Below are 18,369 nucleotides of genomic sequence, written 5' to 3'. Positions count from 1 at the left end.
GCGGTCAGCCCTTCTCGCGCGGGGCGAACGCGGCCAGCGGCTCGGACCCGGACCAGTCGTGGCCCCAGTAGCTGTCCTTCGTGATCTCTTCGGCGGTGTAGTACGTCTCGTCCACGAGCATGCCCTCGCAGCCGTACTCGACGTCCCAGCCGCCGGGGGCGCGGACGTAGAACGACACCATCTTGTCGTTGGTGTGCCGGCCCAGCGTGGACGAGATGGAGAAGCCCTTCTCCTTGACGCTGTCGAGCGCGATGCCGACCGCGTCGAGGGTGTCGACCTCCACCATCAGGTGGACGAGGCCCGGGTCGCCGTCGTGCGGCGCCGGGCAGATCGCCGCGCTGTGGTGCCGCTGGTTGACGCCCATGAAGCGGATCCGGACCGCGCCGCCGCCGACCTTCATCGAGCCGCGCGGCAGGAACCCGAGGACCTCGTTGTAGAACGTGACCGTCTCGGCGAAGTTCGGGGTGGGCAGGACGACGTGGCCCATGCCCATCGCGCCGGTGACGAACTTCTGCGCGAAGCCGGTGCGGAGCGGGCTGTGGTCGAGCACCGGGCCGAAGAACACCTCGATGGGCGTGCCGCCCGGGTCGGTGAAGGAGATGACCTCCTCCGCGTCGCGCTCGGCGGCCTCCTTGGCGGTCAGCGCCGTCACGGCCGTCCCGGACTTCTCGACGGCCTCGCGGACGGCGGCCAGCGCGAACTGGTCGCGGACCTCCCAGCCGACGGCGAGCACCCGGTCGCTGTCGCCGGGCAGCAGCTGCAGGCGGGACCGGCGCTCGTCCATGCGCAGGTACAGGCCGTCGGGGTCCGGGCCGCTGCCCTCGGCGAAGCCGAGCCCGTCGAGGGCGAACTCGCGCCAGCGGTCGATGTGGCGGGTCTGGACCTTGAGATAACCCAGCCCTCGGATCTGCGTCACTGTCCTCGGTCCCTTCGATGTCGCGGTCCGCGCGGCGGCGGTCCATGCTCAACCTGCCAAACCGCGTCGTCCGCCGCCGGGGCCTTCCCGCTGAGTGAGAGTCGCGGGACGGGCCGGGCCCGGTGACCGGTGTCATCGTGGGATGACAGCAACGAGACCGGTCGCGCTGGTGACGGGGGCGAGCCGCGGCATCGGCCGGCGGACGGCCCTGGCGCTGGCCGCCGCCGGGTACGACGTCGCCTTCACCGCGCGCACCGTGGAGGAGGGCCGGGGCCGGATCCCGCCGCGGCACGGGACGGCGGCGGCGATCCCCGTCCCCGGAAGCCTGGACAGGACGCGGGCGGAGGTCGAGGCGCTCGGCGCGCGGGCGCTGCCCGTCCGGATGGACCTGCTCGACCGGGCGAGCGTGCGGGCCGCGGCGGCGACCGTGCTGGGCGCGTGGGGGCGTGTCGACGTCCTGGTCAACAACGCGGTCGCGCACATCGCGGGCGCCCACGAGCGGTTCCTCGACCTCGACGTGGACGTGGCCGAGCGGACGGTCACCGGCAACTACCTGAACCAGATCGTCCTGCTCCAGGCCGTCCTCCCCGCGATGCTGGAGCGGGGCGGCGGGACGATCGTGAACCTGTGCTCGGGGTCGGCGACCAGCGATCCGCCCGCGCCGCCCGGCGAGGGCGGCTGGGGGGTGGCGTACTCGGCGTCCAAGGCGGCGTTCGGACGGCTCGCGGGCGCGGTCAACGCCGAGTACCTGGGGCGCGGGATCCGGGCGTTCAACCTCGACCCCGGCTTCGTGGTCACGGACGCGGGCGCGGCGCGCGGCGGCGTCGGCGCCATCGCGGGCAAGGGCTTCGAGCCGACCCCCGAGGAGGCCCCCGCGGCAGCCGTGGCCTGGCTGGTCACCCACCCGGAAGCGGAGAAGTTCCTAGGCCGCGTGATCTGGACGCCCAAACTCGTCGAAGACCGCGACCTGCTCCGTTGAGTTGCGGCGTGTTGTTGTTATGGAGGCGCTCATAACAACAACACGCCGCAGGTCAACGAAGCCCGGGGGTTAGATCATGGAGCGCATCGGGCCCTGGGGGGGCTCTATGTCCAGGTCCGTTAGGGCGCTCACGTGGTAGACGGAGCCTGGGACGTGGATCGCGTGGGCCAGGCCGACGTGCGCGTCGCGCCAGAACCGCTGGATCGGGTTGTCGGTGCGCATCGCGTTGCCGCCGGAGCGGACCACGATCTCGTTCATCGCCTGCGCGGCCCGCCACGCGGCGCGCACCTGGGTGCGGCGGCCGGCGGCGCGCTCGGCGAACGTCGGGACGTGCCCGGCGGCGACCTGGTCGTACATGCGCGAGCAGTTGTCGAGCAGCGCCGTCCGGGACGCCTTGATCTCCTCGGCGGCCTCGCTGATCGCGTACAGCACGTACGGGTCGTCCTTGATCTTGGTGCCGGTGATCTGGACGCGGTTGCGCTGGTAGGCGAGGTGGTGGTGCAGCGCGCCCTCGGCGATGCCGATCACCGCGGCGGTGATGCCGAGCGGGAACACGCAGGAGAACGGCATCAGGTAGGACGGGTTGGTCAGCCCGGCCTCGCGCGGCGCGGAGCCGTCCACGACCTTGGAGTACTCCAGCGTCCGGTACGTGGGGACGAAGGCGTCCTTGACGATGACGTCCTTGCTGCCGGTGCCCTTGAGCCCGGCGACGTCCCACGAGTCCTGGACGATCTCGTAGTCGGAGCGGGGCAGGATCAGGTGCAGCGACTGCGGCGGCATCGCCATCTTGCCGTCGGCGTCGCCCAGCATCCCGCCGAGGAAGATCCAGTCGCAGTGGTCGGTGCCGGACGAGAACTGCCAGCGGCCGTTGAAGACGTAGCCGCCGTCGACCGGGCGGGCGATGCCCATCGGCGCGTACGGGGACGCGATCCACGTGTCGGGGTCCTCGCCCCAGATCTCCTCGCGCACCTTCGGGTCGGCGTAGGCCATCTCCCACGGGTGGACGCCGACGATGCCGGCGATCCAGCCGGTGGAGCCGTCCAGGGACGCGATCCCCATCACCGTCTCGGCGAACTCGCGGGGGTGGACCTCCAGGCCGCCGTACTCCTCCGGCTGGAGCAGCCGGATCGCGCCGGACTCCCGCAGGATCGACGCGGCCTTGTCGTCCAGCCGGCCGAGGGCCTCGTTGGCCGGGCCCAGCTCGCGGATCTGCTCCGCCCTCTCCATGATCGTGTCAAGCACGCGGTTCGCCATCGCCTGTCTCCCGTGATGTGGTTCAGCCGTCGTAGGTGATCTTCAGCCGGTCGGTGACCGGCCTCGCCTGACAGGCGAGGATGAGGCCGTCGGCGAGATCCTGCTCGTCGAGGACCGTGTTGGCGTCCAGGGTGACCTCGCCCTCCAGCCGGATGCAGGCGCAGGCGGAGCAGTTGCCCTCCCGGCAGGAGAACGGGGCGTCCACGCCGGCGCGCAGCAGCGCGTCGAGGAGCCGCTCGGACTTCGGCCAGGGGACGGTCTGCGTCTCGCCGTCCATCTCGACCTCGATCTCGCCGGCGTCCCCGGTGTCCTCGGCCGCCTCGGGCGTCTCGAACGGGTCGCCCTCCAGCGAGAAGAAGCGCTCGACGTGGACGCGCATGCCGAGGTCGGTGAACGCGCCCGTGACCATGTCCATGAAGACCTCGGGCCCGCACACGAACGCCTGCCGCCCGGTGTAGGGGCCGGCCAGGGACCGCAGGACGGCCGGCGTCGGCAGGCCCTGCACCGACTCCAGCAGGTGGACGACCGTGAGCCGGTCGGGGTGCCGCTCGGTCAGCGCGCGCAGCTCGTCCGCGAAGATCACCGACCGTTCGTCCCGGTTCGCGTAGAGCAGCGTCACCTTGCCGCTCCCGCCCGCCAGGCACGACTTCAGGATCGACATCACCGGGGTGACGCCGCTGCCGCCCGCGACGAGCAGGAGGTCGTCGTCCAGCGAGGACGGCGTGAACGTGCCCGCCGGGCGCAGCACCTCCAGCACGTCGCCGGCCGTGATGTTGTCGCAGATCCAGTTGGACCCGAGGCCGCCCGCGACCCGCTTGACCGTGACCTTCAGCCGGTCCTCGGTGAGCGGCGAGCTGCACAGCGAGTAGCAGCGCGCCGCCCAGCCGTCCCCTGCCGGGACCCGGACGGTGAGGAACTGCCCGGGGCGGTAGGCGAACCGGTCCCGGTCGCCCTCGGCGGGTTCGAGGACGAGGGAATGCGCGTCGGCCGTCTCGCGGACGACCTCCACGACCCGCGCCTTCAGTGCCGTCATGACCGTTCAGTGGCCTTTCCAGCCGCGTGCCGCGCGGCGATGTAGCCGAACACGATGGACGGGCCGATCGTGGCGCCCGGCCCCGCGTACTCGTTGCCCATGACCGAGGCCGACGAGTTGCCCGTCACGTAGAGGCCGTCGATGGCCGTGCCGTCCCCGCGCAGGACGCGGGCGTGCTCGTCCGCCGTGAGGCCGCCCTTGGTGCCGAGGTCGCCGACCTCCAGCCGGAACGCGTAGTAGGGCGCCGTCTCCAGCGGGTCGAGGTTCGGGTTCTTCAGGTTGGGGTCGCCGTAGTAGCGGTCGTAGGCGGAGTCGCCGCGGCCGAACTCGGGGTCCTTGCCCGCGCGGGCGTACCCGTTGAACGTCTGGACGGTCTCGGCCAGCGCGTCCGCCGGGACGCCGATCTTGCCCGCGAGCTCCGCGAGCGAGTCCGCCTTGAACGCGATGCCCGCGTCGTAGAACGCCTTCGGGATCGGCGCGCCCGGCAGGATCTGCGCGAACGGGTAGCGGGCGCGGGACTTCGCGTCCATCACGAACCAGGCCGGGACGTGCCCGCCCTCGATCTGGTCGTGGACGAAGTTGACGTAGGGGGCGGCCTCGTTGGTGAACCGCCTCCCGTCCTGGGACACGATGACCTGCCGCGGGATGGCGCGCTCGGAGACCAGCGGGATCACCGCGCCGGCCGGGTGCCGGACGGCGGGCATCCACCAGGCGTCGTCCATGAAGTCCAGCGCCGCGCCGAGGGCCTCGCCGGCGCGGATGCCGTCGCCGGTGTTCTCGCGGGCGCCCATCGCGAAGTCCTCCTGCCCTCCCTTGGGCAGGTACCTGTCGCGCATGTCCTGGTTGTGGTCGAAGCCGCCGGTCGCGAGGAGGACGCCCTTGCGGGCGCGGATGCGCATCGTCCCGCCGTCGCGCTGCGCCGCGACGACGCCGACGACGCGGCCGCTCTCGTCGGTGACCAGCTCGGTCATGGCGGTCTTCAGCCAGAGCGGGATCCCGGCGTCCTTCAGCGCCATCCGCAGCCGGGCGACGAGGGCCCGGCCGCCGGTCGACATGTGCCGGCGGCGGACCATGTTGGACGAGACCCGCCACGCCGCGACCAGCGACGCGCGCCGGCCGGCCCAGGTGCGCTTGGCCATCGCGAGGTCGTGGTAGTCCTTCGCGGTGATCCACAGGCCCAGCGGGCCCTTCATGTTGTTCGCCCGCTGGTACTGCTCGTCGTCGCCGAGCTTGCGGGTGTCGAACGGCACGGCCTCGATGGAGCGGCCGAGCGGGCGGCCGCCCTCCAGCTCGGGGTGGTAGTCGGCGTAGCCCTTCGTCCAGAAGAACTTCACCCACTTGCTCCTGCCGATGAGCTCCATCGCGGCGGGGCCGTTGTCGACGTAGGCGTCGAGCCGCGCGGCGGGGACGCGTCCCTCGGTGAGGAGGTCCAGGTAGCGGCGGACGGACTCGCGGCTGTCGTCGTGGCCGCGCGCCTTCAGCGTCGGGTTGTTCGGGATCCAGACGCCGCCCCCCGACAGCGCCGTGGACCCGCCGAACTTCTTGCCCTTCTCCACGATCAGCGCGGACAGCCCGGCGTCGTGGGCGGTCAGCGCCGCCGTCATCCCGCCGCCGCCGCTGCCGACGATGACGAGGTCGTACTCGTGGTCCCATGCGGGGGCGGCGTCGCTCATCCCTGCTCCTCGGTGGTCAGGAAGGCGAGGACGGCGCTCTCCCACGCGGCCTTCTGCTCGATCATCACCCAGTGCCCGCAGTTCGGGAAGATGTTCACCTGGACGTCGGGGATCGTCCGCATCGGGACGAGCGCCATGTCGACCGGGCTGACCCGGTCGTCCCGTCCCCAGGTGATCAGGGTCTTGGCCTTGAGCTTGTGGAGCATCGCCCAGTAGGGCGGCTCGTCGGACGCGGCCATCGCCTTGCCGCGGGCCGCCATCGCCTTCGACCCGTACATGCGGCGGGCGCTGGCGAGCGTGTCGGGGTCGGTGGCCTGCTGCCAGCGCTCCTCGATCAGCTCCTCCGTGACGACCTTCGGGTTGTAGACCATGGAGTTCAGCCACCGGATCAGGCCCTCGCGGGTCGGGTCGTCCGTGAACTCCGCGAGCAGCTTGATGCCCTCGCCGGGCGCCGGGCTGAAGATGTTCCGGCCGATGCCGCCGATCGTGACCAGGCGGCCGACGCGCTCGGGGTGCTTCAGCGCCACCTGGGTGGCGATGATGCCGCCCATCGAGTTCCCGATCACGTCGACCCGGTCGAGGCCGAGGCCGTCCAGGAAGCGGACGACGGCGCCGCCGGCGGCCGTCATCGGGTGCTCGTCGGTCGGGTCGCTGACCCCGAACCCGGGGAACTCCAGGACCAGGCACCGGAAGTGCTCGGCGAACCGGGCGAGGTTGCCGCGGTAGTTCCGCCAGCCCGTCACGCCGGGACCGGACCCGTGCAGCAGCAGCAGGGGCGGGCCTTCGCCCGCCTCGTGGTAGCGCAGGACGCCCTGGTCGGTGGCGAGCTCGCGCAACGTCGACTCGTAGGTCAGCTCCGCAGGCATGATCTCCCAGTCCTTCGACGGTGGCTTGACGGGAACGTAATTCTGGTCGGTGCAAGGTCACCCGGCTGATCCCGATCAGCGGGACGCGGGTCTCGGCGGGGCCGTCCGGGGCCGGTTCGCCGCGCGCTTCCACTCAACGGGATCGGTGCGCGCCGGCCTCGCGGGGCATGCCTACGTTTCAGGCACACCGGCCCCTTGACCGGCGAACGCCCACCCTGCTTATTGGACATTGCCGCTTATTGGGCATTGTTGTTGGACATGTTGGTGTTGAACAGGACGTCGTCGAACCGTGACCGCGTCCCGTACAGAGCCCCGAGGTGAACAGATGCCAGCCGAGCCAGCGCTCACCGCAGACACCGGCCGCACGCCCTCCGACGCGGCGCCCGACCCGGCGGACTTCCGGAAGGCCATGGCGGAGTTCGCCACGGGCGTGACCGTGGTCACCGCCCTGGACGGCGGCGAGCCCGTCGGCTTCGCCTGCCAGTCGTTCGCGTCGGTGTCCCTGGAGCCGCCGCTGATCCTCTTCTGCGCGGACAAGCGCGGCAAGTCCTGGCCGCGGATCCGCTCGGCCGGGCGGTTCTGCGTCAACGTGCTCGGCGAGGAGCAGCGCGAGCTGTGCGAGCGCTTCGGCTCCAGCCGGGGCGCGAAGTTCGACGAGCTGGACTGGGACGTCTCGCAGTGGGGCACCCCCCGGCTGCCGGACGTCCTGCTCGCCGTCCACGCGGTCGTGCACGACGTGCACGAGGCCGGCGACCACGAGATCGTGCTCGGCCGGGTCCTGGAGGTCGAGCGGCACGAGGTCCGGCACGGCGTCTGGCGGCGTCCGATGGTGTTCTTCCGCAGCCGGTTCGGGGTCGGCGAGCCGGACGCGCCGATCGCCCCGGACCCGTGGGGCCTGGGCGACCGCTGGGGCTGGGGCTGAACCCTCGCCCCCGTCCGGACGCCGGGTCACATCCAGTCGCCGCGGCCGTCGACGGCGAGCAGCCGGTTCATCGTCTCCGGCGACCACGACGACTCGTCGCCGTGGCGCGGGGCGACGCGCCGGCCGCGCGGCCGGCCGGTGCCGGGCGCCGAGCCGGGGAAGAGGATCTGCGCGGTCTCGCGGGCGGCGGTGACCACCAGCGGGGCGACGTTCTCCAGCGGCGTGCGGACGTCGCCGACCAGGGAGATGCCGGCGACCGGCCCCTCGGCACTGCGGATCGCGGCCGCCACGCAGGCGATGCCGGGGAACGACTCGCCGCGCTCGAACGCCAGGCCGCGGCGCTGCCGGATGCGGTGCAGCTCCTGGTGCAGCGTGCCCAGCTCGCCGATGGTGCGGCTGGTGAACCGGCTGATGTTCTCGCCGAGCAGCGCGTCCACCTGCTCGGGCTCCAGCCACGCCAGCATCGCCTTGCCGAGCGCGGTGCAGTGCGCCGGGGCGCGCCCGCCGACCCGCGACGGCACGGACGCGGCGAGCCGCCCGCCGAGCTTGTCCAGGTAGAAGACCTCGGCGCCGTCCAGCACGGCGAGGTGCGCGATGAGCCCGGTGGTGATCTGCAGCTCGTGCAGCAGCGGCGCCGCCGCCTCGCGGATCTTGCCGTGCCCGCCGTCCTGCCCGCCGAGGCCGAGGGCGCGCTGCCCGAGGCCGTAGCCGAACGAGTGGTGCGCGAGCCAGCGCTGCCGGACGAGCTGGTCCAGGATCCGGTGCGCGGTCGAGCGCGGCAGCCGGGTGCGGCGGGCCACGTCCTCCAGCGTCAGCCGGGCGGTGGGCCCGTTGAACGCGTCCAGGATCAGCGTCATCCGCTCGATCATCGACGGCGGCGACTCCCGCCGCACGCTCGCCGTCATGGCCTCCGGCGTCGCTGCCTCGCGCATCATCGCCTCGGTCATCGCACCTCCCAAGGGCCCGACTGAAATGAATTCTTGTTACCTGGAATGTAGCAACCGCTTGCTGGTAAGGGAAGAGGGGGCGTATGGCCAGGTCAGCGGAGTCTAGGATGCGAGAACCAGTAGCTGGGACGCCCCGGGCACCGTGATAGAACGTTTTCCTGCCGAGGAGGGGAGCAACGATGCGAGTCGGTATCGTCACACCGGTGGTGGCGCAGCCGCCGCCCGGCAACGCCGCGTGGGAGCGGGACGCGGGCATCGAGGAGATCGCGCGGATCGCCGAGACGGCCGACCGGCTCGGCTACCACCACGTCACCTGCAGCGAGCACGTCGCCGTCCCTACCGAGGCGGCCGAGCAGCGCGGCGGCGTCTACTGGGACCCGCTCGCCACCTTCGGCTACCTCGCCGCCCGGACGTCCCGCGTCCGGCTCGCCACGCAGGTCCTCGTGCTCGGCTACCACCACCCCCTCGCGATCGCCAAGCGGTACGGGACGCTCGACCGGATCAGCGGCGGCCGCCTCACGCTGGGGCTCGGCGTCGGCAGCCTGGCGGAGGAGTTCGACCTGCTCGGCGCCGAGTTCGCGGGCCGCGGCGCCCGCGCCGACGACGCCCTCGCCGCCCTCCGCGCCTCGCTGGGCCGCCGCGTCCCCGAGCACCACGGGCCGCACTACGACTTCTCGGGGCTGGTCGTGGAGCCGCACGCCGTCCAGGAGCGGGTCCCGCTGTGGATCGGCGGCCGCTCCGCCCGCTCCCTGCGGCGCGCCCTGACCGCCGACGGCTGGGTCCCGTTCGGCCTGCCGCTGCGCACGCTCGCCAAGATGCTCGCCGAGGCAGGCCCGCCGGCCGGCTTCGACGTGGTCCTGGCCCCGTCCCGTCCCCTGGACCCCCTGGCGGACCCGGAGGGCGCGGGCGCCGCGCTCACCAGACTCCGCGAGGCGGGCGCGACGATCGCGGGCGTCAAGTTCGCGTCATCGTCCCCCGCGCACTACTGCGACCAGCTCGCCGCCCTGCGCGACCTCGCCGACGACTACGCGCTGACCTTCGAGGAGAAGCTGTGACCGTCGAATCCCGCCTGGCCGCCCTGGAGGACCGGCTCCGCGCCCTGGAGGACGAGCGGGACATCACCCGGCTGATCCTCTCCTACGGCCCCCTCGTCGACAGCGGCTGCGCCGCCGACGTCGCCGCCCTCTGGGAGCCCGGCGGCGTGTACGACGTGGACGAGATCCTGATGACCGGGCGGCCGGAGATCGACGCCATGGTCCGCTCGGCGAACCACCAGCGGTGGATCGCCGGCGGCTGCGCCCACTTCGTCGGCCCGCCGCACGTCACCCTCGACGGCGACGAGGCCACCGCCGTCGGCTACACCCTCATGATCGTCAACAAGGACGGCTTCACGCTGCGCCGCGCCACCGCCAACCACTGGCGCCTGCGCCGCACGGAGTCCGGCTGGCGCGCCGTCGACCGCACCAACCGGGTCCTGGACGGCCGCGCGGAGTCCCCCGACCTGCTGGCCTCCCACTTCCCCGGCGCCGTCCGCCACTGACGCGTCCGCCGTAGAGAGGCGGATTCCGCGCCGGTCGGCGGCGCGGGCGAACCTTCCCGCGGCCGACCGACCGACCGAGCGGAGGCGCGGCAGGCGTCAGCGGGGAGGGCCGCCGCCGAACCACTCGCCCGCGGCGGGGCGCCGCTCGGCCGGGCCGGGGATGTCGGCGGGCCCGGACGGCGGGGCGTGGCGGTGGGCCTCCACGCGCTCCTGGAGCGCGGCCTCGATCCGCATCTCGTCCTCGCTCGGCGCCATCGCGATGATGATCAGCAGGAGGGTCGCGACCGCGCCGACCCCGCCGACGAGCGGCAGCAGGAAGTCGGCCGGCCGGACGCCGGACGGGGCCGCGTCGTGCGCGTCCCCGTGCAGGTGGATGCGCATGGCGGCCATGCCGACGTAGTGCATGCCGGTCACCGCGACGCCCATGATCAGCGCGGCGCCGGCGGTGGCCGGCAGGCCGCGCACCTTGAGCGCGAACCAGAGCGCCGCCGTGGCCGCCACCAGGGCGATCACCACCGACAGCGCCACGAGGCCGGGCTGGTAGCCGACGTCGGCGGACATGTTCATGGCCGTCATGCCCATGTAGTGCATGCTCGCCACGCCGATGCCGGTGAGCACGCCGCCCGTGACGACGGCCGGGGTGCCGGTCCCGGCGAAGCCGACGATGAACAGCCCGATCCCGACGACGACGACCGCGACGGCGCAGCTCAGCAGGGTGAGCGGCACGTCGTAGCGGATCTCGGCGTGCTGGACGCTGAAGCCGAGCATCGCGATGAAGTGCATGACCCAGATGCCGGTGCCGCCGATCGACAGCGCGGCGAGGCCCAGCCAGGACGCCCGGGAGCGGCCACTCGACGCCCGCGCCCGCGCCGTGCACAGCAGCCCGAGCAGCGAACCGACGAAGGACATGGCGTACGCGACCGTCGGCGTCAGCAGGCCGTAGGAGAAGTGGTGGACTTCGGTCATGCGGTTCCCCCGGAACGGTCCAAGTGAGACCGCCGCATCATCCCATGACGATCAGCGCAGATCGCACCAAACCACACAAAAGAACCGAGCGTGATTCTGTCCTCTACCGGACGAATCGCTCCCCGGAGGGTACGCCTCAGGGCGTGACGGCCATCGCGGCGAGGACCCTGGCGGCCAGATCCCGGTCGCCGGTGACGCGGACGGCGGCCTCACCCGGAGTGCAGCGACCGGCGGTCAGCCGGACGTAGTCCTCCCAGTCCATGGCCAGCTCGGCGGTCGGGGTTCCGCCGGACGCGCGGCGGCCCCGTCCGTCCTCCCCGACCTCGACGGCCGCGTGGAAGTCGGGCGGACCGGAGATCGCGAACGCGACGGACTCCCCCGGCGCGGCCTTCGCGCGGCGGGCGACCACGATGGGCAGCGCCCCGCCGAAGAGGTCCCAGAAGCAGTGCGCGGCCGGGGCGTCCAGGTTGCCGGGGCGGCCGACGGCGCGGCGGACGTCCTGCTCGTGCGTCCAGCAGTCCATGGCGCGGACCTTCATCAGGCGCGAGTAGGGGCCGTCCCGGCCGTCCGGCATCGTGACGACGCGGTCGGGGTCGAGGGTGGGGAGCTGCGCGAGGCGGCGCTCCAGGGCGTCCGCGAGCTCCGCCGCCACGGCCGGGCCCGGGACGGAGCGGCGCAGGTGCACCGCCGCCTCCAGGGCCCGGCCGAAGTCGTTGCGGAGGTGCGCGAAGTCGGGGACGTCGATGTCGGGCGAGGGATCGCCGAGGAGATCGAGCTCGATCCCCACCAGGTGGGACAGCTGGTCCTTGACCGTCCACCCCGGGCATTCGGTCGGCCGGTCCCAGTCGTCCGCGCCGAGCGTCCCGGCGAGCTGGAGGACCGACCGCACCGTCTGCTCATAGGCGCCGACATTGGCGCGCATCTCCTCGTTCATCCCCCGGAGCCTACGCTCCGAGCGCGCTGCCGATAATGGCGGCGTAGGCGGCCTCGCCGCGGGCGTTCGGGTGGAGGGGGGCGGCCGGGTTGAGGGGGACGTAGCCCTCGATCCAGCGCTTGGACGCGGACTGGCAGGCATCGTGGCCGGCGCTGGCCGGGACGAGGTCGATGTAGGTGGCGCCGTGGGCGGCGGCCTGGTCGCGGATGACGCCGTTCATGGCGTTGACGGCGCCCTGGAGGAAGTTGGCGTCGGTGGGCAGGACGGGCTGGACGGGCCAGCAGCCGTTCGGCTTGATGTAGAGGCCGTATCCGGTCAGGACGATGCGGGCCTTCGGGGAGCGGGCGCGGATGCCGTCCAGGACGGCGCTGAGGCTCGGGCCCAGGTCGCGGGTCTTCTGGGCGACCTCGGCCTCGAACTCGCCCTTGCAGGGGGTGGCGGTGGGGTCGAGGTTGATGCAGTCCTCGGCGATGCCGACGAGGCCGACGTCGTTGCCGCCGATGGTGAGGGTGACGAGGTCGGTCGAGGCGGTGAGGGCGTTGAACTGGGGCGGGACGGTGCCGGTGTCGACGCCGGCGACGCTGGTGCTCTGCGACTCCGTCATGTGCTTCGTCCTGGCGCCGCTGCAGGTCACGTCGTGGAGGTCGGCGTCCAGCGCGCCGGCGAGCTCGTGCGCGTAGTTGTGGGTCGAGCGGCCGCACCCGATCGGGCCGGTGATGTCCGGGATGAGCGGCCCGGAGGCCATCGAGTCGCCGAGGGCGACGTACTCCGCCCCGGCCTCCACGAGCGGGGCCGCGTGGGCCGGGGTGGCGGCCAGGGCCGTCCCCGCGATCACCAGCGCGCCGACCATGCCGTGCAACAGACGCTTCATGCCAACTCCCGGCGTCATGGACGATGTCGCCGTGATCGTCCAGAATTTGGACAGACCGTTCAATTGGCGTGAAAACAGACTCTTGCGGGAGCGGTTGTGGCGCGGGACAACAACTTGCCGGCACCGGGGACGCGGGCACACGAGACACGGACACCAAAGACGGGGACACGAGAGGCGGGGGTAAACGAGACCCGGGCACGCGAGGCGCGTGCGCTGTGCGTCGCCGGACGGCCGATGGCGGCGCACCTGCGGGCCGGCGCGCCGGGGCTGACCCGGCGCGTCGTCGCGCGGCTGCTGGCGGAGCTGCCCGTGTACGCCGACCTGCCGCAGGAGGAGGTCGCCGGGGACGTGGCCGAGATCGTCCAGCACAGCCTGCGGCAGTTCGCGGACGTCCTGGAGCGGCGCCGCCCCGCGCTGCCGGACGAGTTCGGCCGGCAGCGCGACTCGGCGGCGCTGCGGGCCGAGGAGGGCGTGCCGCTGGACGCGATCCTCGCCGCGTACCAGATCGGCGCGGCGATGGCGTGGGACGAGCTGGCGGCGGGGGCCGAGCCGTCCGACCTGCCCGCGTTCCAGGAGGCCCTCGGCTACTTCCTGGACTTCCAGCGGCTGCTGATCTCGGCGGTCAGCGCCGCCTACCTGGAGGTGCGGCAGATCCTCGACAGCCAGGAGCACGGCGGGCGGCACGCGCTGATGACCGCGCTGCTGGCCGGGGAGATCGGCGGGCACCGCCCGGCGCCCCGCTACGCCGTCCTGACGCTGGCGTTCGCCCCGCATCCGGACGAGGCGGGCGGGGGGCGGCGGGCCCGGATCGCGACCCGGCGCAAGATCCGCCGGGTGCGGACCGTCCTGGACGAGATCGCCGACGAGCCCGCGCTCACCGCCCTGGACGCCTCCGGCGGGACGGCCCTGCTGCCCTTCTCCGCCGGCTGGGACGTCCTGCACGACCTGGTGGCGCGGGCGGCGAAGGGCGCCGACACGCAGGTCACGGCAGCGGCGGAGATCACCGGCCCGGCCGGGATCCCCGCCGCCGCCGCGCGCACCGCCGAGATCATGGACCTGGTCCGCCGGGCGGGCCGCCCGGCCGGGCTGTACCGGCTCGCGGACGTGCTGCTCGACTACCAGCTCAGCCGGCCGAGCGGCGCGCTCGCCGGGCTCGCCGCCCTGCTGGCGCCGCTCGACCGCAAGCCGGAGCTGCTCCGCACGCTGGAGCGGTACCTGGACGCCGGCCTGGACCGGCGGACGACGGGCGCGGCGCTGCACGTCCACCCGAACACGGTGGCCTACCGCGTCCGCCGGATCAGCGCGCTGACCGGGCTCGACCCCGCCCGGCCGCGCGACCTCCAGCTACTGCACGCGGCGCTGGTGGCGCGCCGCACGCTGCCCTAGCGTCACCGCCCGGGCCACCGCGTGTCGAGGATGTCGAACTCGTGCGGCAGCCGCAGCGAGTAGCGGATCTTGTCGTTGACCTTGAACGGCGTCCACAGCGGCTGCTCGTACAGCTCGTGGACGTCGCACCGGCCGGTGTTCGAGCCGGCGGCGTCCAGCAGCGCGTTGACCGCCTGCCGGCCGCCCTGGTTGGCGCCCTCCATCGTGGTGACGTTGATCGGCGTCTTCACCCAGTCCCCGGCCAGGAACAGGTTTGGGATCTTGGTCTTGGACGTCGGCCGCAGCCGCCACGAGCCGGGCTGCTGGATGAACAGCGGGGTGTCGTTGGTGACGCCGCCGCCGCCGTTCGGGACGATCGCCGGGTCGAGGAACCAGGAGTGCAGGTCGGCGTCGGTGACCTGCACCTGCCCGTTGTCGTTGAGGTGGGCCTTGATCTGCTTCCACGCCTCGGCGGCGATCTCGGCGGGCAGGCAGTCCGCCGCCCGCTTGTTGTTGAACGTGCCGGGGGTGAACCAGTCGGAGATGATCGACGACAGGCAGTCCTGGACGGTGCCGTCGCCGTAGGTGGAGAAGTCGCGCTTCCAGAACTGCTCCTGGCTGATGGATGTGACCGCCCACGTCGAGTCGCCGTAGTTCACGTGGCCGGCGGCGAGCGGCAGCTTCTTCTTGAGGAAGAACTGGAGCCCGGTCATCCAGTCGGTGCGCAGGGCCTTGATCCCCGCGAGCGACGGGTCAGCGTTCAGGACGGCGGTGCTGAGCAGCCCCGCGACCCGCTCGCACGGCATCGCGACGACGAACCAGTCGGCGGAGACGGCCGATCTGCCCTTGATCCCGGCGGAGGTGATCTTCCCGCCCGAGACGGTGAGCGAGTCGACCTCGTATCCCACGTTGAACTTGACGCCGAGGTCGCGCAGGTGCGCGATCCACGGGTCGAGCCACATCTCGGACGTGGAGCCGTTCAGCACCCGGTCGACCGACCCGCCGGGCTCGTTGCCCAGCCCGATGATGCTCCAGACGGTGGCCTCGCCGACCATCGCGATGGAGTGGGTGCTCGCGTCCTTGGACTTGGTGGCGGCGAGGTTGCGGATCGTCCCGTCGGCGATGAACTTGTTGTACTCGTCGGAGAACCGGTCGGCGCGGATGTAGTCCGCCCAGGTGATGTTGTCCCACTGGCCGAGCTTGCGCTCGTCGCAGCTGGTGACGTACACGAGCAGCTTCTGCGCGGCGAACGCGGCCTCGGTCACCGACAGCTTGGCGACCGTCTGGAGGCCCGAGGTGATCGTGGCGAGGAAGCTGTTGACGTCGTAGATCCGCGAGGACGGCGGCAGCGGGAAGGGGAACGGGATGGTGAGGTCGGGGCGCCCCTGCCTCGACATCATGTACGCGTCGGCGCGGACGAGGTTGTCCCAGGTGCCCTTGGCGTTGCCGGGGAACGGCGTGCGCCGCATGTTGTCGGTGAGGTTGAAGTAGAAGCCGGGGAAGAAGCGGAATCCGTGCTCGCCGGGCAGGTCGAGCCGTCCGCCCGTTCCCGTGCCGGGCGGGAAGATGCTGCGCGCCTTGCCGCCGAGCGCGGTGCGCTCGTAGACCTCGACCTCGAATCCGCGCTCGATCAACTCGTGCGCGGCGGTGAGGCCGGCCACGCCGGCGCCGAGGACGGCGACCCGCCGTCCGCTCGCGGCGTGCGCGGGGACCGGCCCCACGGCCAGCGCTCCTGCGGTGGCTGCGCCCACCACGCCCGCGTCTCGTAGGAATCTTCTGCGTGTCGTCACGGCGACCCTCCCGGTGCCAGGCCCCCGACCCATAAGTGGTGAGTTACTTGTAACACGCTATTAGCACACTGCCAATAAGATGGCGCGTGCCGGGTCCGGCCACGGCGGGGAACCGCCGGAATGGGACGGGCCGATACAGCAGAAGACACCGGACGCGCATGCGTCCGGTGTGACTCCGCGCTCAGCGCGGAACGCTCAGGCGGCCCGGCCGGGCCTCAGCCTGTGGCCGCGCCGGGGTGCTCCATGCGGAGATGGCGCTGGAGCGTCGACAACTCGAGATGCGGCTCGTGGCAGCGCATGCACGCCCAGACCCCGCTCGGAATGGTGACGCCGTGCTTCGCGGCGTCGTCGCGCGCGCAGAGCGTGGTGTAGGTCTGGACGAGGCGCCGCCACGTCCCGCGAACCGCCGATGACATTCCCGCTCCCTTCCCGAGCCGGACTCCATGGACCGGCCCAGGATATGGCAACGGGAATGTCAAGGCGAAACGCCGGAGATCACTGTCCGATCTTCACCCCCGGCTCACCGTGCCGGTACTCCAGCGGCCGGACTCCCCGGCCGCCCGGGATGTTGCCCGCCACGCGGTACTTGCCGGTGGGCAGGATCGTCCGCCCGAAGGTGTTCTCCATCATCATCGCGGCGGCCGCGTACAGCGCGATCACCGCCGACGCGACGAGCAGCCAGCCGCCGACGTCCAGCGGCCAGGTCGACCCCGCCCAGAAGCCGGCCGCGGTGAAGCCCGAGCCGACGGCGAGGCAGCCCAGCAGCAGCGCCAGCACCATGTTCTCGCCCAGCGCCGCCAGCGCGCACAACCCGGTGATCACCGCCAGGGCGATGAACCAGAATGCGAAGCCCTCCCGGACGGTGCCGAGCACCGGTGCCAGTGCGACCGGTACGGCGCCCGCGCTGACCAGCATGAAGAGCAGGCCCCAGGCCAGCCAGAACGCGCCCCACGTGCCGTGGAACGCGGTGGCGAGGCCGTCCCGGGCCCGGTAGGCCCACATGCCCGCCAGGAACTGCGCCAGGCCGCCGAAGAACAGCACGAACGGCCAGAGGATCAGCGGGGTCGCGGCATTGCCGAACCAGCCGGCCTGCCACGCGCCGACCATCATGGTCGCGCCCGCGAACCCGAACAGCCCGAGGATGGACGGTGCCGCGATGGGCTGCAGGAAGACGCGGGTCCGCTCTTCCCACAGGGCGTGTTCGCCGGCCGCGTCCGCGCCCCGGCGCGGCGCGGCCGTCGCGGCTCCCTCGGCGGGCGTCGCGGCTGCGGCGCGCTCGCCGGCCATCGGCGGTTCCGCTCGCTCTCTTCGCCTTGCCATGAGATCCCCCTCTGGAATCGGAGAGCTGTAAAACCCCCCTAACCGTGGTTTGAGGGGTCAAACAGCCCCAACCCCCGATGCTTTCGAAAGTCTCCGGCATATAGCCCATCGTTTGCTGTGCGGGGACGATCCCGTGGCAAGCCGATGACCTTCCCGGCCGCCCGAGCCGGTTCGAGCCGGGCCGGGCCGGGCCGTCGCGGGAGGGATCAGCGGTTCGGGCGGCAGTGGATCGCCATGCCGGGGGTGGTGTGCCAGCCGATCAGCCGGAACAGCCGGTCGATGTGCGGCGAGACCGCGTGCAGGACGAGCAGGCGGCCGTGCTCGTCGAGGTCGCGGGCGGCGGCGGTGAAGGCGCGCAGGCCGGCGACGTCCATGAAGGCGAGCGCGGCGAGGTCGACGTGGACGTCCCCCGCCACGCGGGCGCGGGCGGCGTGCAGGGCGGCGGCGACGCCGGGGGCGTTGGAGACGTCGATCTCGCCGCTCATCCGGAGCCAGGGCGCGGACGCCGCCGCGGCGATGTGCAGCAGGGCCGTGTCGTGCTCGACGACGTCGAAGCGGGGAGCGGCCCGCTCCCCGGCCCCGGGGCCGCCATCGCCCCCGGTGATCCGCCAGATCGTCATGTCACGCGCACCTCGCCCTTGGACGGGGCGCCGCTACCGTGCGCGGCCCCGTATGTGCCAGGCTCTCACCTGTCGGCATCTTATGAACCCCACGAGGCGGATTTCATGGACGAGAAGGCGATTCTGGACCGCATCAACGAGTTCATCGAGGAGGAGCACGGCCTCCGGCAGGCCCACGAGCGCGCCGAGACGTCCGACGCCGACGCGCAGGACCGGCTGCGCCGCCTGGAGGTGGCGCTCGACCAGTGCTGGGACCTGCTGCGCCAGCGCCGGGCCCGGCTGGCGGCGGGACAGAACCCGGACGACGCCGAGATCCGTCCCGCCGGCGAGGTCGAGAACTACTGGCAGTAGCCGCCGGCGGGACGGGCCCGCG

19 protein-coding genes are annotated in these 18,369 nt (G+C 72.5%); 6 read left to right on the top strand and 13 right to left on the bottom strand.

The features are described from left to right. Window positions 1–4 precede the first annotated feature (4 nt). Window positions 5–916 (bottom strand): VOC family protein, encoded by a 912-nt coding sequence (locus ACA511_RS10600; RefSeq protein ID WP_375023923.1) that lies wholly within the window; start codon window positions 914–916, stop codon window positions 5–7. A 142-nt stretch (window positions 917–1,058) separates the two neighbouring features. On the opposite strand from ACA511_RS10600, the gene ACA511_RS10595 reads away from it, so the two are divergent. Beyond that, window positions 1,059–1,895 carry an SDR family NAD(P)-dependent oxidoreductase gene (locus ACA511_RS10595; RefSeq protein WP_375023922.1) on the top strand — a complete coding sequence of 279 codons (837 nt, stop codon included), beginning with the start codon at window positions 1,059–1,061 and terminating at the stop codon, window positions 1,893–1,895. 69 nt (window positions 1,896–1,964) lie between these two features. Here the strand turns inward: ACA511_RS10595 and ACA511_RS10590 are convergent, their stop codons facing one another. Genes ACA511_RS10590 through ACA511_RS10575 form a run of 4 tightly spaced genes read right to left on the bottom strand, consistent with a single transcriptional unit; the run spans window position 1,965 to window position 6,721 of the window. Beyond that, window positions 1,965–3,149, bottom strand: a complete 1,185-nt coding sequence (locus ACA511_RS10590; RefSeq protein ID WP_375023921.1) for an acyl-CoA dehydrogenase family protein — start codon at window positions 3,147–3,149, stop codon at window positions 1,965–1,967. Window positions 3,150–3,171: 22 nt separating this feature from the next. Beyond that, window positions 3,172–4,182 carry a 2Fe-2S iron-sulfur cluster-binding protein gene (locus tag ACA511_RS10585; protein ID WP_375023920.1) on the bottom strand — a complete coding sequence of 337 codons (1,011 nt, stop codon included), beginning with the start codon at window positions 4,180–4,182 and terminating at the stop codon, window positions 3,172–3,174. Beyond that, on the bottom strand, window positions 4,179–5,855 hold the full coding sequence (locus ACA511_RS10580) for an FAD-binding protein (RefSeq protein ID WP_375023919.1): 1,677 nt from the start codon (window positions 5,853–5,855) through the stop codon (window positions 4,179–4,181). The genes ACA511_RS10585 and ACA511_RS10580 overlap by 4 nt, the downstream gene beginning before the upstream one ends. Continuing rightward, entirely contained in the window at window positions 5,852–6,721 is an 870-nt protein-coding gene (locus ACA511_RS10575; protein ID WP_375023918.1) for an alpha/beta fold hydrolase, read from the bottom strand. Before ACA511_RS10575 ends, ACA511_RS10580 begins: the two co-directional genes overlap by 4 nt. Before the next feature lie 325 nt (window positions 6,722–7,046). Here ACA511_RS10575 and ACA511_RS10570 point away from each other — a divergent pair, with 325 nt between their 5' ends. Continuing rightward, window positions 7,047–7,643, top strand: coding sequence for a flavin reductase family protein (locus ACA511_RS10570; protein ID WP_375023917.1), 597 nt, complete (start codon window positions 7,047–7,049; stop codon window positions 7,641–7,643). Between the two features lie 26 nt (window positions 7,644–7,669). On the opposite strand, the gene ACA511_RS10565 is transcribed toward ACA511_RS10570, so the two are convergent. Then, entirely contained in the window at window positions 7,670–8,590 is a 921-nt protein-coding gene (locus ACA511_RS10565; protein ID WP_375023916.1) for an IclR family transcriptional regulator, read from the bottom strand. A gap of 179 nt (window positions 8,591–8,769) precedes the next feature. Here ACA511_RS10565 and ACA511_RS10560 point away from each other — a divergent pair, with 179 nt between their 5' ends. Continuing rightward, the gene (locus tag ACA511_RS10560) at window positions 8,770–9,645 is read left to right on the top strand and encodes a TIGR03619 family F420-dependent LLM class oxidoreductase (RefSeq protein WP_375023915.1); all 876 of its coding nucleotides are present in this window, start codon (window positions 8,770–8,772) and stop codon (window positions 9,643–9,645) included. After that, window positions 9,642–10,130, top strand: coding sequence for a nuclear transport factor 2 family protein (locus ACA511_RS10555; RefSeq protein ID WP_375023914.1), 489 nt, complete (start codon window positions 9,642–9,644; stop codon window positions 10,128–10,130). Before ACA511_RS10560 ends, ACA511_RS10555 begins: the two co-directional genes overlap by 4 nt. Window positions 10,131–10,226: 96 nt before the next feature. On the opposite strand, the gene ACA511_RS10550 is transcribed toward ACA511_RS10555, so the two are convergent. From ACA511_RS10550 to ACA511_RS10540, 3 genes are all read right to left on the bottom strand, one after another. Continuing rightward, on the bottom strand, window positions 10,227–11,096 hold the full coding sequence (locus tag ACA511_RS10550; protein WP_375023912.1) for an MHYT domain-containing protein: 870 nt from the start codon (window positions 11,094–11,096) through the stop codon (window positions 10,227–10,229). Window positions 11,097–11,232: 136 nt separating this feature from the next. After that, window positions 11,233–12,030 (bottom strand): maleylpyruvate isomerase family mycothiol-dependent enzyme, encoded by a 798-nt coding sequence (locus tag ACA511_RS10545; RefSeq protein WP_375023911.1) that lies wholly within the window; start codon window positions 12,028–12,030, stop codon window positions 11,233–11,235. A 10-nt stretch (window positions 12,031–12,040) separates the two neighbouring features. Further along, window positions 12,041–12,901, bottom strand: coding sequence for an SGNH/GDSL hydrolase family protein (locus tag ACA511_RS10540; protein WP_375023910.1), 861 nt, complete (start codon window positions 12,899–12,901; stop codon window positions 12,041–12,043). A gap of 234 nt (window positions 12,902–13,135) precedes the next feature. On the opposite strand from ACA511_RS10540, the gene ACA511_RS10535 reads away from it, so the two are divergent. Beyond that, a complete protein-coding gene (locus ACA511_RS10535) occupies window positions 13,136–14,287 on the top strand; it encodes a PucR family transcriptional regulator (RefSeq protein WP_375023909.1) in 1,152 nt (383 codons plus the stop codon). Window positions 14,288–14,289: 2 nt separating this feature from the next. Here the strand turns inward: ACA511_RS10535 and ACA511_RS10530 are convergent, their stop codons facing one another. From ACA511_RS10530 to ACA511_RS10515, 4 genes are all read right to left on the bottom strand, one after another. Continuing rightward, entirely contained in the window at window positions 14,290–15,987 is a 1,698-nt protein-coding gene (locus ACA511_RS10530; RefSeq protein ID WP_375023908.1) for an FAD-dependent oxidoreductase, read from the bottom strand. 284 nt (window positions 15,988–16,271) lie between these two features. Further along, window positions 16,272–16,472 (bottom strand): hypothetical protein, encoded by a 201-nt coding sequence (locus ACA511_RS10525; protein ID WP_375023907.1) that lies wholly within the window; start codon window positions 16,470–16,472, stop codon window positions 16,272–16,274. Window positions 16,473–16,551: 79 nt separating this feature from the next. Continuing rightward, a complete protein-coding gene (locus ACA511_RS10520) occupies window positions 16,552–17,343 on the bottom strand; it encodes an acetate uptake transporter family protein (RefSeq protein ID WP_375023906.1) in 792 nt (263 codons plus the stop codon). A 239-nt stretch (window positions 17,344–17,582) separates the two neighbouring features. Further along, window positions 17,583–17,996, bottom strand: a complete 414-nt coding sequence (locus tag ACA511_RS10515; protein WP_375023905.1) for an STAS domain-containing protein — start codon at window positions 17,994–17,996, stop codon at window positions 17,583–17,585. 105 nt (window positions 17,997–18,101) lie between these two features. Here ACA511_RS10515 and ACA511_RS10510 point away from each other — a divergent pair, with 105 nt between their 5' ends. Further along, window positions 18,102–18,347, top strand: a complete 246-nt coding sequence (locus tag ACA511_RS10510) for a DUF2630 family protein (RefSeq protein WP_375023904.1) — start codon at window positions 18,102–18,104, stop codon at window positions 18,345–18,347. Window positions 18,348–18,369: the final 22 nt, after the last annotated feature.

The sequence above is a fragment of the Actinomadura sp. GTD37 genome, from assembly GCF_041951365.1.
In the GTDB taxonomy this organism is placed as follows: Bacteria; Actinomycetota; Actinomycetes; order Streptosporangiales; family Streptosporangiaceae; genus Spirillospora.
This window is presented reverse-complemented; position numbering and strand designations above follow the sequence as displayed.

Bases quoted from the DNA above. Each gene is read 5' to 3' on its own strand.
- ACA511_RS10570 (WP_375023917.1), top strand. From the start codon at position 7,047: ATGCCAGCCGAGCCAGCGCTCACCGCAGACACCGGCCGCACGCCCTCC.
- ACA511_RS10550 (WP_375023912.1), bottom strand. From the start codon at position 11,096: ATGACCGAAGTCCACCACTTCTCCTACGGCCTGCTGACGCCGACGGTC.
- ACA511_RS10575 (WP_375023918.1), bottom strand. From the start codon at position 6,721: ATGCCTGCGGAGCTGACCTACGAGTCGACGTTGCGCGAGCTCGCCACC.
- ACA511_RS10515 (WP_375023905.1), bottom strand. From the start codon at position 17,996: ATGACGATCTGGCGGATCACCGGGGGCGATGGCGGCCCCGGGGCCGGG.
- ACA511_RS10560 (WP_375023915.1), top strand. From the start codon at position 8,770: ATGCGAGTCGGTATCGTCACACCGGTGGTGGCGCAGCCGCCGCCCGGC.
- ACA511_RS10535 (WP_375023909.1), top strand. From the start codon at position 13,136: ATGGCGGCGCACCTGCGGGCCGGCGCGCCGGGGCTGACCCGGCGCGTC.
- ACA511_RS10520 (WP_375023906.1), bottom strand. From the start codon at position 17,343: ATGGCCGGCGAGCGCGCCGCAGCCGCGACGCCCGCCGAGGGAGCCGCG.
- ACA511_RS10540 (WP_375023910.1), bottom strand. From the start codon at position 12,901: ATGAAGCGTCTGTTGCACGGCATGGTCGGCGCGCTGGTGATCGCGGGG.
- ACA511_RS10510 (WP_375023904.1), top strand. From the start codon at position 18,102: ATGGACGAGAAGGCGATTCTGGACCGCATCAACGAGTTCATCGAGGAG.
- ACA511_RS10545 (WP_375023911.1), bottom strand. From the start codon at position 12,030: ATGAACGAGGAGATGCGCGCCAATGTCGGCGCCTATGAGCAGACGGTG.
- ACA511_RS10590 (WP_375023921.1), bottom strand. From the start codon at position 3,149: ATGGCGAACCGCGTGCTTGACACGATCATGGAGAGGGCGGAGCAGATC.
- ACA511_RS10580 (WP_375023919.1), bottom strand. From the start codon at position 5,855: ATGAGCGACGCCGCCCCCGCATGGGACCACGAGTACGACCTCGTCATC.
- ACA511_RS10595 (WP_375023922.1), top strand. From the start codon at position 1,059: ATGACAGCAACGAGACCGGTCGCGCTGGTGACGGGGGCGAGCCGCGGC.
- ACA511_RS10525 (WP_375023907.1), bottom strand. From the start codon at position 16,472: ATGTCATCGGCGGTTCGCGGGACGTGGCGGCGCCTCGTCCAGACCTAC.
- ACA511_RS10565 (WP_375023916.1), bottom strand. From the start codon at position 8,590: ATGACCGAGGCGATGATGCGCGAGGCAGCGACGCCGGAGGCCATGACG.
- ACA511_RS10585 (WP_375023920.1), bottom strand. From the start codon at position 4,182: ATGACGGCACTGAAGGCGCGGGTCGTGGAGGTCGTCCGCGAGACGGCC.